This window comes from Streptomyces sp. NPDC050636 (assembly GCF_040654775.1).
Lineage (GTDB): Bacteria > Actinomycetota > Actinomycetes > Streptomycetales > Streptomycetaceae > Streptomyces.
In genome coordinates this window covers 72086-85183 of sequence record NZ_JBFAIP010000018.1, presented here as the reverse complement: position 1 = coordinate 85183, position 13098 = coordinate 72086, and the positions used below count along the sequence as shown (strand labels likewise).

Annotated in this window: 12 protein-coding genes; 11 read left to right on the top strand and 1 reads right to left on the bottom strand. The window is 69.8% G+C overall.

All coding sequences use genetic code 11. The features are described from left to right. Positions 1–102 precede the first annotated feature (102 nt). The 5 genes from AB0I10_RS17040 (at position 103) to folE (ending at position 6123) form a co-directional block, all read left to right on the top strand. On the top strand, positions 103–1248 hold the full coding sequence (locus AB0I10_RS17040; protein WP_363153249.1) for a zinc-dependent metalloprotease: 1146 nt from the start codon (positions 103–105) through the stop codon (positions 1246–1248). A 198-nt stretch (positions 1249–1446) separates the two neighbouring features. Next, the gene (gene tilS / locus AB0I10_RS17035; protein WP_363153248.1) at positions 1447–2454 is read left to right on the top strand and encodes a tRNA lysidine(34) synthetase TilS; all 1008 of its coding nucleotides are present in this window, start codon (positions 1447–1449) and stop codon (positions 2452–2454) included. Between the two features lie 91 nt (positions 2455–2545). After that, entirely contained in the window at positions 2546–3085 is a 540-nt protein-coding gene (gene hpt / locus AB0I10_RS17030) for a hypoxanthine phosphoribosyltransferase (RefSeq protein WP_363153285.1), read from the top strand. 313 nt (positions 3086–3398) lie between these two features. After that, complete coding sequence (gene ftsH, locus AB0I10_RS17025) at positions 3399–5411, top strand: ATP-dependent zinc metalloprotease FtsH (protein WP_363153247.1); 2013 nt, start codon at positions 3399–3401, stop codon at positions 5409–5411. 106 nt (positions 5412–5517) lie between these two features. Continuing rightward, positions 5518–6123 carry a GTP cyclohydrolase I FolE gene (folE, locus tag AB0I10_RS17020; protein WP_363153246.1) on the top strand — a complete coding sequence of 202 codons (606 nt, stop codon included), beginning with the start codon at positions 5518–5520 and terminating at the stop codon, positions 6121–6123. Between the two features lie 66 nt (positions 6124–6189). Here folE and AB0I10_RS17015 read toward each other — a convergent pair whose 3' ends face one another. Then, a complete protein-coding gene (locus tag AB0I10_RS17015; protein ID WP_363153245.1) occupies positions 6190–7305 on the bottom strand; it encodes an alpha/beta hydrolase-fold protein in 1116 nt (371 codons plus the stop codon). 140 nt (positions 7306–7445) lie between these two features. On the opposite strand from AB0I10_RS17015, the gene AB0I10_RS17010 reads away from it, so the two are divergent. The 6 genes from AB0I10_RS17010 to AB0I10_RS16985 all read left to right on the top strand — a co-directional run bounded on the left by AB0I10_RS17010 (position 7446) and on the right by AB0I10_RS16985 (position 12964). Further along, positions 7446–9293, top strand: coding sequence for a phosphatidylglycerol lysyltransferase domain-containing protein (locus AB0I10_RS17010; RefSeq protein WP_363153244.1), 1848 nt, complete (start codon positions 7446–7448; stop codon positions 9291–9293). A 124-nt stretch (positions 9294–9417) separates the two neighbouring features. Then, complete coding sequence (folP, locus tag AB0I10_RS17005) at positions 9418–10347, top strand: dihydropteroate synthase (protein WP_363153243.1); 930 nt, start codon at positions 9418–9420, stop codon at positions 10345–10347. A gap of 53 nt (positions 10348–10400) precedes the next feature. Then, positions 10401–10901, top strand: a complete 501-nt coding sequence (locus AB0I10_RS17000) for a nuclear transport factor 2 family protein (protein WP_363153284.1) — start codon at positions 10401–10403, stop codon at positions 10899–10901. A gap of 428 nt (positions 10902–11329) precedes the next feature. After that, entirely contained in the window at positions 11330–11689 is a 360-nt protein-coding gene (folB, locus tag AB0I10_RS16995; RefSeq protein WP_363153242.1) for a dihydroneopterin aldolase, read from the top strand. Further along, positions 11686–12282: a 2-amino-4-hydroxy-6-hydroxymethyldihydropteridine diphosphokinase gene (gene folK, locus AB0I10_RS16990; protein ID WP_363153241.1), complete on the top strand. Its 597-nt coding sequence runs from the start codon at positions 11686–11688 to the stop codon at positions 12280–12282. Before folB ends, folK begins: the two co-directional genes overlap by 4 nt. A 193-nt stretch (positions 12283–12475) precedes the next feature. Further along, positions 12476–12964 (top strand): DUF3180 domain-containing protein, encoded by a 489-nt coding sequence (locus AB0I10_RS16985; RefSeq protein ID WP_363153240.1) that lies wholly within the window; start codon positions 12476–12478, stop codon positions 12962–12964. The last annotated feature ends 134 nt before the right edge of the window (positions 12965–13098 follow it).

The window sequence follows — 13098 nt, the reverse complement described above, 5'->3', positions numbered from 1 at the left end:
CACGGCGCCGCAGCCGAAACGGCGGGTGCGCCAAGACATCGGCTGGGGCTGAGCGCGGCGAACCGGCTACCCCATAGCGGAGCGCCCACGTACCGTGAAGCCATGACGAGCATCGGTGGTGCGGAGATGGTCGACTGGAATCTCGCGGTTGCGACCGCGACCCGGTTTGTACGGCCCGGTCCAGAGGTGAGCCGGGACGAGGCGCGGGCCATCGTCGCGGAGCTGCGCAGGCACGCCAAGTCCTCCGAGGAACATGTGCGCGCGTTCACGCGGATGGCGCAGCCCGGCGCGGAGGACGGGGCGCCGCATGACACGCCGGTTCTCGTCGTGGACCGGCCCGGCTGGATCCGGGCCAATGTCGCCGGGTTCCGGGCCGTCCTCAAGCCCCTGCTGGACAAGATGGAGGACCGCCGCTCGACGGTCCCGGGCGGCGCCGTGCTCGGCGCGGTCGGCGGCAAGGTGACCGGCGTCGAACTGGGCATGCTGCTCTCGTTCCTGGCCTCCCGCGTCCTCGGCCAGTACGAGACGTTCGCGCCCGCCTCCCGCGATCTGCCGGCCGCGGCCCAGGGCGGCCGGCTGCTGCTCGTCGCGCCGAACATCGTGCACGTCGAGCGGGAGATGGAGGTCGACCCGCACGACTTCCGGCTGTGGGTGTGCCTCCATGAGGAGACCCACCGCACCCAGTTCACCGCCGTCCCCTGGCTGCGGGACCACATCGAGGGCGAGATCCAGTCGTTCCTCGGCGAGACCGACATCGACCCGGGCACCCTCCTGGAGCGGCTGCGCGAGGCCGCCCAGTCGCTGGCCGGCGCCAAGCCCGAGGGCGAGGAGGGCGACGACGGCAGCCGCTCCCTCGTCGACGTGGTGCAGACGCCCGCCCAGCGCGAGATCCTCGGCCGGCTGACCGCGGTGATGTCCCTGCTGGAGGGGCACGCCGATTACGTGATGGACGGCGTGGGGCCGGATGTCGTGCCGTCCGTCGCCGAGATCCGTGAGAAGTTCCAGAAGCGCCGGGCCACCGGCGCCGGCCGGCTCGACCAGGCGCTGCGCAAGCTGCTCGGCCTGGACGCCAAGCTGCGGCAGTACCGTGACGGCGAGCGGTTCGTACGTGCCGTCGCCGAGGAGGTCGGCATGGACGGTTTCAACCGCGTCTGGACGTCGCCGAACACCCTCCCCACCAAACAAGAGATCGCCAAACCGGCGGACTGGATCGCGCGGATGCATCGGAAGGCGGACGGGGCACCGTAGCCGTTCGGTGTGAGCTGGGCACACCGCACGGCAGAAGAGCGCCCCTTCAATCACCCGTCCGAGGGACCGTGACCCATGGATAGGCGTGCAATGCTCGGGGAACTGCTCGCCTCTGTCACCATCTAGGCACTCTGTGTGACGAATTCAGCGTCCACGGCCCGAGGCTCCCAGCTCCCAGCTGAACGATTGGAAACGGACATGGGTCCCCATCCAGCGGTCGCCGCGATACGCCTGGCGGTCCGCCGCGTACTCCACGACGTACTGAACCACCACCTCGCGCAGGACCGGCACGACGCCCCGCTCGTGCTCGTCGCCTGCTCCGGTGGCGCCGACTCCATGGCGCTCGCCTCCGCGCTCGCCTTCGAAGCCCCCAAGCTGGGCGTCCGTCCCGGGGGCGTCACCATCGATCACGGCCTCCAAGACGGCTCCGACCTCCGCGCCGCCGAGGTCGCCCTGCGGCTGCGGGCCCTGCGGCTCGACCCCGTCGAGTCCGTCGCGGTCCACGTGGGCCGCGAGGGAGGGCCGGAAGCCGCCGCCCGGGACGCCCGCTACGCCGCCCTGGACGCCACCGCGGAACGCCTCGGCGCCGCCGCGGTCCTCCTCGGCCACACCCGGGACGACCAGGCGGAAACGGTGCTGCTGGGCCTCGCCCGCGGCTCCGGCACCCGCTCGCTGTCCGGAATGGCCGCGACCACCGGGCAGGACGGCCGCTACCGCCGCCCCTTCCTGGACGTGGACCGCCAGACCGCCCGCAAGGCGTGCCTCATCCAGTCGCTGCCCGTCTGGGACGACCCGCACAACACCGACCCCGCGTACACCCGCTCACGGCTGCGCCACGAAGGCCTGCCCGCCCTGGAGAAAGCTCTCGGCAAGGGAGTCGTCGAGGCCCTCGCCCGCACCGCGCAGCTCTCCCGCGACGACGCCGACGCGCTGGACGCCTGGGCGGCCGACGCCGAGGGCACGGTGCTCGACGACAACGGCAGCCTCGACATCGCGGCCCTCTTCGCGCTGCCCCCCGCGGTACGCCGCCGGGTGCTGCGCCGGGCCGCCATCGGCGCGGGCTCACCCGCCGGTTCGCTCTTCGCCCGCCACATCGAAGAAGTCGACCGGCTGATCACCGCCTGGCGCGGGCAGGGCGCCATCAACCTCCCCGGGCGCGTGGGTGTGCGACGGCAGGGTGGCAGACTGGTCATTCGGCAGGGCTGAGCCGCAGGACCGAACACTGCCCCGCTTCATGAGTCTCACGACTGACATGACACCGAACCGAACGAGAGTGGCACGGGTGGACGACAAGGACATGGGCGCCGACCTTAAGTCGGTACTCATCAGCAAAGAAGAGATCGACGCGAAGCTGGCGGAGCTGGCCGCGAAGATCGACGCGGAGTACGCGGGCAAGGACCTGCTCATCGTCGGTGTCCTCAAGGGCGCCGTGATGGTGATGGCGGACCTGGCGCGCGCGCTGTCCACCCCCGTCACGATGGACTGGATGGCCGTGTCCTCGTACGGCGCGGGCACCCAGTCCTCCGGTGTGGTCCGCATCCTCAAGGACCTCGACACCGACATCAAGGGCAAGCACGTCCTGATCGTCGAGGACATCATCGACTCCGGCCTGACGCTGTCGTGGCTGCTGTCCAACCTCGGCTCGCGCGAGCCGGCCTCCCTTGAGGTCTGCACGCTGCTGCGCAAGCCGGAAGCGGCGAAGGTCGCCATCGACGTGAAGTGGATCGGCTTCGACATCCCCAACGAGTTCGTCGTCGGCTACGGCCTGGACTTCGCGGAGAAGTACCGCAATCTGCCGTTCGTCGGTACCCTCTCGCCCCACGTATACGGCGGCTGAGAGCCGAGGAAGCCGAAGCACGGCTCTCGGAAGCACCGCCGCTCGTCCGGCCGCCGTGGACGGACGAGGGCTCCGGACCGGCCTTCGCTGCCCCGGCGGGAACCCTTCGGGGTTTCCCGCCGTTGGAGCAGGGAGAACGGTATTGCAGGCCGCATTGTTAACCGCGCAGCGCGCCGTCGGGTGACAATGCTGGGGTACCGTCCGAAGGCAGGCTTTATTCGGGCCAGTAATACACCGTACGCACGACCAGCCCTCCCGAGGGCGTTGTGCCTCACTGTGGCAGGAGGGACGGGGCCTAAGCGGCTCCGTATGGATGGACGTGAAGCGATACTTCCGTGGGCCGGTCATGTGGATCGTGCTGGCCGTCCTCGCCGTGGTCGTGTTGATGCAGGTCGTCGGCTCGTCCGGCGGCTACAAGACGGTGGACACCGGTCAGGTCGTCAAGGCGATCGCTGACAACAAGGTGAAATCCGCCGAGCTGACGACCGGCGACGAGAACAAGATCAAGATCGAGTTGTCGGGCGACAACAAGATCGACGGTTCCAACAAGATCCAGGCGAGCTACATCGGCGACCAGGGCGTCGATCTGGCGAAGAACCTGCAGGCCAAGTACCAGACGAACGAGATCAAGGACGGGTACACCGTCTCCCCGGAGAAGCAGAACCCGTTCGTCGGGATGCTGATTTCGCTGGTCCCCTTCGTCCTCATCGTGGTCGTTTTCCTGTTCCTGATGAACCAGGCGCAGGGCGGCGGCTCCCGCGTCATGCAGTTCGGGAAGTCGAAGGCGAAGCTCATCACCAAGGACACCCCCAAGACGACGTTCTCGGACGTCGCGGGGTCCGATGAGGCGGTCGAGGAACTCCACGAGATCAAGGAGTTCCTGCAGGAGCCGGCGAAGTTCCAGGCCGTCGGCGCCAAGATTCCCAAGGGCGTGCTGCTGTACGGCCCGCCCGGAACGGGCAAGACGCTGCTCGCCCGCGCCGTCGCCGGTGAGGCCGGCGTCCCGTTCTACTCGATCTCCGGCTCCGACTTCGTCGAGATGTTCGTCGGTGTCGGCGCCTCCCGGGTGCGCGACCTCTTCGAGCAGGCCAAGGCGAACGCCCCGGCGATCGTCTTCGTCGACGAGATCGACGCCGTCGGCCGGCACCGTGGTGCGGGTCTCGGCGGTGGCCACGACGAGCGCGAGCAGACGCTCAACCAGCTCCTCGTCGAGATGGACGGCTTCGACGTGAAGGGCGGCGTGATCCTCATCGCCGCCACGAACCGGCCGGACATCCTCGACCCGGCGCTGCTGCGTCCCGGCCGCTTCGACCGGCAGATCGCCGTCGACCGTCCGGACCTCCAGGGCCGCCTGGAGATCCTCAAGGTGCACCAGAAGGGCAAGCCGGTCGCGCCGGACGTCGACCTCAAGGCCGTCGCCAAGCGCACCCCCGGCTTCACCGGTGCCGATCTGTCGAACGTCCTCAACGAAGCCGCGCTGCTCACGGCTCGTGGCGACGCGAAGCTGATCGACAACCACTTCCTGGACGAGGCGATCGACCGCGTCGTGGCCGGACCGCAGAAGCGGACCCGGATCATGTCCGACAAGGAGAAGAAGATCACCGCGTACCACGAGGGCGGACACGCCCTGGTCGCGGCGGCTTCACCGAACTCCGACCCGGTGCACAAGATCACGATCCTGTCCCGTGGCCGGGCCCTGGGCTACACCATGGTCCTGCCCGACGAGGACAAGTACTCCACCACCCGCAACGAGATGCTCGACCAGCTGGCCTACATGCTGGGCGGGCGCGCGGCGGAGGAGCTGGTCTTCCACGACCCGACCACGGGCGCCGCGAACGACATCGAGAAGGCCACCGCAACGGCCCGCGCGATGGTCACGCAGTACGGCATGACCGAGCGGCTCGGCGCGATCAAGTTCGGCACCGACAACTCCGAGCCCTTCCTGGGCCGTGAGATGGGTCACCAGCGCGACTACTCGGAAGAGGTCGCCGCGCTGGTCGATGAGGAAGTCAAGAAGCTCATCGAGACCGCGCACAACGAGGCGTGGGAGATCCTGGTCGAGAACCGCGATGTCCTCGACAACCTGGTGCTGGAGCTTCTGGAGAAGGAGACCCTCGGCAAGGAGGAGATCGCCGAGATCTTCAAGCACATCGTGAAGCGCCCGGCCCGCCCGGCGTGGACCGGCTCCTCCCGTCGTACGCCCTCGACCCGTCCGCCGGTGCTGTCGCCGAAGGAGCTGAGCCCGGCCAACGGCTCGGTGCCGACGACGACCACCGTCTCCACGGAGAAGGCGGAAGCCGCCGAGGAACCGCGTCCCGAGAGCTGAGCTCAGGGTCACACCGGCCCCGGAATGAATGCCGCGCCCCGCAGGTTTTAGCCTGGGGGCGCGGCATTCCGCGTTTCGTGCGGGCGCAGAAGGAACGAGGCACCACATGACGGATCCTGTGACGCTGGACGGCGACGGCAAGATCGGCACATTCGACGAGAAGCGCGCCGAAAACGCCGTACGTGAGCTCCTCATCGCGGTTGGCGAGGATCCGGACCGTGAGGGGCTGCTGGAGACGCCGGCGCGGGTGGCACGGGCGTACAAGGAGATCCTGGCGGGCCTGTGGCAGGAGCCGGAGGACGTCCTCACGACTACGTTCGACATCGGGCACGACGAGCTGGTCTTGGTCAAGGACATCGAAATCGTATCTCTGTGCGAACACCATCTCCTGCCGTTCCACGGCGTGGCGCACGTCGGGTATATCCCGGCTGAGAGCGGCAAGATCACAGGGTTGTCCAAGCTGGCCCGCCTGGTCGACGTCTACGCCCGCCGCCCCCAGGTGCAGGAGCGGCTGACCACGCAGATCGCGGACTCTCTGATGCGCATCCTCGAAGCGCGCGGAGCGATCGTCGTGATCGAGGCCGAGCACATGTGCATGTCGGTGCGCGGGATACGCAAGCCCGGCGCCAAGACGACGACGTCCGCGGTGCGCGGCCAGCTGCGGGATTCCTCGACGCGGGCCGAGGCGATGAGCCTGATAATGGCTCGCTAGCCGGCGGAGAGTTCATCAGCCGGGGGTTTCCCCCGGCGGGAGGGGGCCGGAGCCGCCCTGTGCGGCTCAGGCCTTGAGGTGCTTGCCGAGCCATTCGATGGCGGCGGGGATTTCACGGCGCCAGGTGTTGAAGTTGTGGCCGCCGCTGTCGAGGATGATCGACGAGATGCGCGAGGGCGACTTCGTCTGCTGGATGAACTGCAGCGTCTGGCGGTAGTTCGCCTCGCCCAGCTTGCTGGTGGTGACGAGGAGGTTCACCGGGGGAGCGGGGAGGTTCTTCTGGCGCCACAGGAGGTCGTTCTCGCGCTCCAGCTGGCGGCTGCCGCCGAACAGGTCACCGGTGGTGGCGTCGATGGGGGCCTTGTAGTTGCCGGAGAGGGCGACGGCGGTGGAGTACGCCTCGGGGTGGCGCATGGTCATCTTCAGCGCGCAGTAGCCGCCGGTGGAGTCGCCGATCACGCCCCAGTTCTTGGCCTCGGTGCCTATTCGGTAGTGCCGGGATATGTCGGCGCGCAGGTCCTTGGTGAAGAACGTCTCGGTCTGCGGGCCGTTGGGTATGTCCACGCACTCCGTGTCACGAGGCGGTGCGACGGTCGGGCGCATCATCACCAGGATGGTCGGCTGCACCTTCTTCTGCTTGAGAAGACCGTGCTGGGTCTGCGGGAAATGCAGCTTTTTGTAGAGGGCCTGCGCGGTGCCCGGGTAGCCGGTGAGGACCACGGTCGCGGGGAACTTCTTGCCGGCGTACTTCTTCTGGAAGTACTGCGGCGGCAGATAGACGAACGCGGGGCTGGTGATCTTGGACTGCTCGCCTTGGACCAGGACCTTTTCGATGCGTCCGGCGACCTTCGGCTTGGAGCCGCCGGGGATGCTGAGGTGCTCGGTGCCCAGCACCTTCAGCTTGGTGCCCTTCGGGCCGGTCTCGTAGTCGGTGACCACGCCCGGCTCCTGCTCCTGGCCGAAGAGGTCGGCCCAGGACGCGTAGAAGCCGAAGGAATTGTTGGCGAGTAGGCCGACCGAGGCGAACAGGGAGACCTGGGTCGCCAGCAGCAGGCCGATACGGCCGACCACGGCGCGCCAGTTTCCCTTCGACAGGCGCGGCCAGAGCCAAATGGTGAGGACGAACAGTGCCACCGCGACAAAGACGGCAAGAAGCAGCACTTTCTTACTGGTGAGACCCATGTGGTGCTTTCTTCCGGGCGGCCGGGCCATCCGTCCGCTAATGGAACCCCGAGCCCTGAAACGCCGTCATACAGGGCGCAAAAAGTCCAGATGCTGCGACAAGGCTCGCACGTTCTCTCGACCGGGGCGACGGGAAAGTGATGTCTGACAGGCTAGATGGCGAAAAAACGGAGACGGTTGCGTGGCGAACGCCACGCTGGCTCCGCGGCCCGAAACCCGAATCGGTGCCGGGGTTCGTCGGTACGGCCGGTGTGGTCGTCGGCCTGCTGAACCTGGCGGCCGGGGTGTTTCCGCGGTTCCGGCACAGCCGGGTGCACGCCCTGGCCGAGGTCCTGCCGGGCGCGGTGAGCCCGCTGGCGGCCGCCGCGTCGATCGTCGTCGGCATCCTGCTGCTCCTGCTGGCCCATGGACTCAAACGGCGTAAGCGACGGGCCTGGGGGGCGGCCGTGGCGCTGCTCCCGGTGGGGATCGCCGCTCAGCTCGTCTACCGCCACTCGGTTTTCGGAGCGGTGCTCTCGCTCGCCCTGCTGCTGTTCCTGGTCCGCCACCGGCGCGAATTCGCGGCTCTCCCCGACCCGCGCAGCCGCTGGAAGGCCGTCGCCAATCTCGTCGTCCTCGGCGGCGCGAGCTTCGCCATCGGCATGGTGATCGTCAGCTCCCACCCCCACAAGATCGTCGGCTCGCCGTCCTTCTGGGACCGGGCGCAGCACGTCCTGTGGGGCCTTTTCGGCTTCGAGGGCCCGATCGGCTACACGCACCAGGTCGACTACACCGTCGGCTACTCCCTCGGCGCGCTCGGCCTGCTGACCGTCGCCACCACCGCGTATCTCGCCTTCCGCCCCGAGCACCCGGCGGCCCGGCTGACCGACGACGACGAGCAGCGGCTGCGTGAACTGCTCGCCAAGCACGGTGCCCGGGACTCGCTCGGCTACTTCGCGCTCCGCCACGACAAGGGCGTGGTCTTCTCGCCGACCGGCAAGGCTGCCGTCTGCTACCGGGTGATCTCCGGCGTGATGCTGGCCAGCGGTGACCCGATCGGTGACGTCGAGGCCTGGCCGGGCGCCATCGAGCGCTTCATGGAGGAGGCGCGGGCGCACTCCTGGACGCCGGCGGTGACCGGCTGCAGCGAGACCGGCGGCCAGGTGTGGACCCGGGAGACCGGCATGGACGCGCTGGAGCTCGGCGACGAGGCGATCGTGGATGTCGCCGATTTCACACTGACCGGCCGGGCGATGCGCAACGTACGGCAGATGGTCAAGCGCATCGAGCGCAACGGCTACGAGACCCGGGTGCGGCGGGTGCGCGACCTGGAGCCGGCGGAGCTGGCGCGGATCCAGCAGGCCGCGAACGCCTGGCGGGACACCGACACCGAGCGCGGTTTCTCCATGGCGCTGGGCCGGATCGACGCGGTGGCCGACGGCGATGCGGTGATCGCCACCGCGCATCTGGCCCCCGGCGAGGGTGAGCAGCCCGGCCCGTACGGGGACCTCAAGGCCATGCAGCACTTCGTGCCGTGGGGCGACAGCGGGATCTCCCTGGAGCTGATGCGCCGCGACCGCAGCGCCGACCCCGGCATGAACGAGCTGCTGATCGTCGCCGCGCTGCAGGCCGCGCCGGACCTCGGGATCAAACAGGTGTCGCTGAACTTCGCGGTGTTCCGCTCCTCCCTGGAGCGCGGCGAGAAGCTCGGCGCGGGGCCGGTCATCCGGGTCTGGCGCGGAATGCTGATCTTCCTGTCCCGCTGGTACCAGATCGAGTCGCTCTACAAGTTCAACGACAAGTTCCGGCCACGCTGGGAGCCCCGCTTCGTGGTCTTCCGCAACAGCCGTGACATCCCGCGCATCGGCCTCGCCGCGCTCCAGGCCGAGGGCTATCTGGAGCTCGGCCTGCCGCGCGCGCTGCGCCGCAAGCGGCCCGCGGAGCGGCGGCCGTGCGCGCACACCAGGGAGCCCGTCGCGGCGACCGCGGCGATCGAGAGGGCGGCCTGACGGACGGCCGCCGTACCGGGCGGGCCGGCTGCCGGGCCGCCGGCGCTGCCGGGCCCGCGAGCGGCCCCGCGCCGCAGCCACCGGCCGCAATCCGGCCGGTCGGCACACGGCCTAGGCTGGTGCCATGAGTACCTTGCGTGGCCGGGTGGCCGGACTGCCGGACTGGGACCGCTGCGCGGTGATGGGCGTCGTCAATGTGACGCCCGATTCGTTCTCCGACGGCGGCCGGTGGTTCGACACCGAACTCGCCGTCAAACACGGTCTCGACCTGGTGGCGCAGGGCGCCGACATGGTGGACGTGGGCGGCGAGTCGACCCGGCCGGGCGCGGCGCGGGTGGACGAGGCCGAGGAGCTGCGCCGGGTCGTCCCGGTCGTACGGGAACTGGCGGCGGCCGGGGCCGTGGTGTCCGTCGACACCATGCGCGCGACGGTCGCCGAGCGGGCCGTGGAGGCCGGGGCGCGGCTGGTCAACGATGTGAGTGCGGGCGCCGCGGACCCGGCGATGGTGCCGGTGGTGGCCGCGTCCCGGGTGCCGTTCGTCGTGATGCACTGGCGCGGCCAGTCGATCGACATGAACAACCGCGCCGTCTACGCCGATGTCGTCACGGAGGTCGTGGACGAACTCGGGCAGAGCGTGGAGCGTGCGGTGGCCGGCGGCATCGACCCGGAGTACATCGTCATCGACCCCGGCCTGGGCTTCGCCAAGAACGCCGGGCACGATCTCGCGCTGGTCGCCGAGCTGGCCCGGCTGCGGGCGCTGGGGCGGCCGCTGCTGGTGGCGGCATCGAGGAAACGGTTCCTGGGCAGGGTGCTGGCGGGCGGCGCGGGAGCCACCCCACCGCCGGCCCGGGAGCGGGATGCCGCGACGGCGGCGGTGTCGGCGATCGTGGCGCGAGAGGGGGCCTGGGCGGTGCGGGTGCACGAGGTCAGGGCGAGCGCGGACGCGGTACGGGTGGCACGCGCGGTGGAGACCGCGGTGGGTGCGGCCGGTGCGTCCGATGCAGGGGGCGCCGGTGGTGCGGCCGATACCGGCCGTACGGGCACAACGGCATGAACGACGGCAACAACGGAAACGACGGCGAACGCGACGGGAGCGGCGTGAGCGGCTTGGGCCCACGGACGGACATCGAGCTGGTCGAGCAGGCGAACACGACCCTGTACGAGACCATCGAGCGCGGCGATCACGAGGCGCTGTCCGAGCTGTGGCTGGACGGCCAGGTGAGCGTGGTGCACCCCGGGTGGCCGGTGCTGCGCGGACGCGGCGAGGTGCTCCGCTCGTACGCCCTGATCATGGCGAACACCGAGTACATCCAGTTCTTCCTGACGGATGTGGAGATCGATGTCCTCGGTGACACCGCGCTGGTGACCTGCACCGAGAACATCCTCAGCGGCGGGCCGGCCGAGGACGACGGCTCGGTGGGGCCGCTGATCGGCCAGCTGGTCGTGGCGACCAATGTCTTCCGGCGTACGGAGGAGGGCTGGCGGGTGTGGTCGCACCACGGGTCACCGGTGCTGGCGGACCGCGAGGACGAGGACGAGGAGGACGCCGACGGGGACGGCGACGGTGACGGCCCGGTCGGTGGGCCCGGGGCGCCGGGCGGGGTGTGAGCCGGGGCTGGAACGGGGCCGGTCCGGTGGGTGGCCGGGGTTGGAACGGGGCCGGTCCGGTGGGTGGCCGGAGCGTGCCCCGGGGGCCGTCACCAGGGCGCTGACCTGCGGCGCAGCCCCGGCTGGCACGGCCGGCGTCAGCGGCCGGCGTCAGCCGGACGGCCAAGGGCGCACCCGTTCGAGCCAAGTGCGGCACGGGTAGGGGTGGGGTGTGCGACAGGGGGTAAGGAGGCCGCGCGGACGGCCTGCCCTCCGGGCAGGGCCTAGCACCAGTGCGGGGTCTTGTCCATAGCCCCCGTGGGCGAGCACTGTCGGTGCTCGCAGGTAGATTCGACGACGAGGCGGAGTGCCGGACGAGTCTGGTGCGTGCCCGGTATCGGACGAACGGTGGCGCCAAAGGTGCCAGTGGACCAGTGGGAGTGATTCGCGTGGATCGTGTCGCGCTGCGTGGGCTGAAGGCCCGAGGGCACCACGGGGTGTTTCCCCGGGAACGCGAGGAAGGCCAGACCTTCATCGTGGACCTGGTGCTGGGGCTGGACACCCGCCCGGCGGCGGCCTCCGACGACCTCGCGAGGACCGTGCATTACGGCGTGGTGGCGGAGGAGGTCGTGGCCGTCGTGGAGGGCGAGCCGGTCGACCTCATCGAGACGCTCGCGGAGCGGATCGCCGACCAGTGCCTCAAGCACGAGGGGGTGCAGGAGGTGGAGGTGGTCGTCCACAAGCCGGACGCCCCGATCACCGTCCCCTTTGATGACGTGACCATCACCATCACCCGGAGCCGAAATTGAACACCAGCAGCGACCCGACCGTACAGCCGGTGCCCGCCTCCGTGGTGGAGCAGGTGGACGCCGCCGATGTGACGCTGTCCAATCCCAAACGCGCCGTGATCTCCCTCGGCAGCAATCTCGGCAACCGCCTGGAGACGCTCCAGGGCGCCATCGACGCACTGGAGGACACTCCCGGCCTGCGGGTCAAGGCGGTCTCTCCGGTCTACGAGACCGAGCCGTGGGGCGTCGTGCCCGGTTCGCAGCCGTCGTATTTCAACGCCGTGGTGCTGATCAAGACGACGTTGCCGCCGTCTTCCCTCCTGGAGCGCGGGCATGCGATCGAGGAGGCCTTCGAGCGGGTGCGGGACGAGCGCTGGGGCCCGCGCACCATCGACGTCGACATCCTGGCCTACCAGGACGTGATCTCCGACGACCCGCAGTTGACGCTGCCGCACCCGCGCGCCCATGAGCGCGCGTTCGTGCTGGTCCCGTGGCATGACATCGACCCGGAGGCCGAGGTCCCCGGGCGCGGTGCGGTGGTCGAGCTGCTGTCGGAGGTGGGCCGCGAGGGCGTGATGCCGCGCGCGGACCTGGAACTGCGGCTGCCGGAGTAGTCGTTAGGCTTGCGGGTCGGTTGCGTACGGCGCGGCTGCGTAGGGAACGGTCCCCTATGGCATGGATGCGACGGAACATTCCGGTGCTGAACGGGTACATGCGGAATGGTCCGATATCGCACCCATGTGTGCGGAACGGACGGAACGGCCATGACGGCAGGATGGCAATAACGGTGCGAGGGGCGATCGCTCGGTGAAGCAGCTACACATCAAGGTGCTGGTCGGGCTGTTCCTGGCGGCAGGGGTGCTGGCCTGGGCGGGCGCCCGGCTGTGGGACTCGCTGGCCACCCTCCCCGGCGTGCCGGTAGCGGCGCCGATCGTGCTGGCGCTGATCGCCGCCGTGCTCGCCGCCACCGCCATCTCCCTCCGGTCGCGGCTGCGCGCGCAGCGCGAGCGACGGCCGGACGCAAAGGGTGTGGATCCGCTGGTGGCTGCCCGCTCGGTGGTCTTCGGCCAGGCGAGCGCCCTGGTGGCGTCGCTGGTAGCCGGGCTGTACGGCGGGGTCGGCGTCTTCCTGCTGACCTCCGGCCTCGACGGACCGCGCCGCGACCAGGCGATCTACGCCGGTCTCTCGGTGCTGGCCGGTGCGGCGGTGGTCGCCGCCGCGATGTTCCTGGAGCGGGTCTGCAAGCTCCCGGAGGGCGAGGACGACGACGATCAGCCGGGGGCGGCACGGGCGTAGCGACGAGCCGGGGGCGGCCGGGCGTGTAACGGCGTCACGGGGCAGTCCGCCCCGCCCGTTCTCCCGCTCGTCCCGGGCGTCCCCTCTGCCCGTCCTCTCCTCCGCTCTTCCTCTCCTCTCCGACCTTCCGCCTC

Excerpts from the sequence above, each read along its gene's own strand:
- folP (WP_363153243.1), top strand. The coding sequence starts at position 9,418 with ATGAGTACCTTGCGTGGCCGGGTGGCCGGACTGCCGGACTGGGACCGC.
- AB0I10_RS17010 (WP_363153244.1), top strand. The coding sequence starts at position 7,446 with ATGTCTGACAGGCTAGATGGCGAAAAAACGGAGACGGTTGCGTGGCGA.
- ftsH (WP_363153247.1), top strand. The coding sequence starts at position 3,399 with ATGGACGTGAAGCGATACTTCCGTGGGCCGGTCATGTGGATCGTGCTG.
- folE (WP_363153246.1), top strand. The coding sequence starts at position 5,518 with ATGACGGATCCTGTGACGCTGGACGGCGACGGCAAGATCGGCACATTC.
- AB0I10_RS17015 (WP_363153245.1), bottom strand. The coding sequence starts at position 7,305 with ATGGGTCTCACCAGTAAGAAAGTGCTGCTTCTTGCCGTCTTTGTCGCG.
- AB0I10_RS17040 (WP_363153249.1), top strand. The coding sequence starts at position 103 with ATGACGAGCATCGGTGGTGCGGAGATGGTCGACTGGAATCTCGCGGTT.
- tilS (WP_363153248.1), top strand. The coding sequence starts at position 1,447 with ATGGGTCCCCATCCAGCGGTCGCCGCGATACGCCTGGCGGTCCGCCGC.
- hpt (WP_363153285.1), top strand. The coding sequence starts at position 2,546 with ATGGGCGCCGACCTTAAGTCGGTACTCATCAGCAAAGAAGAGATCGAC.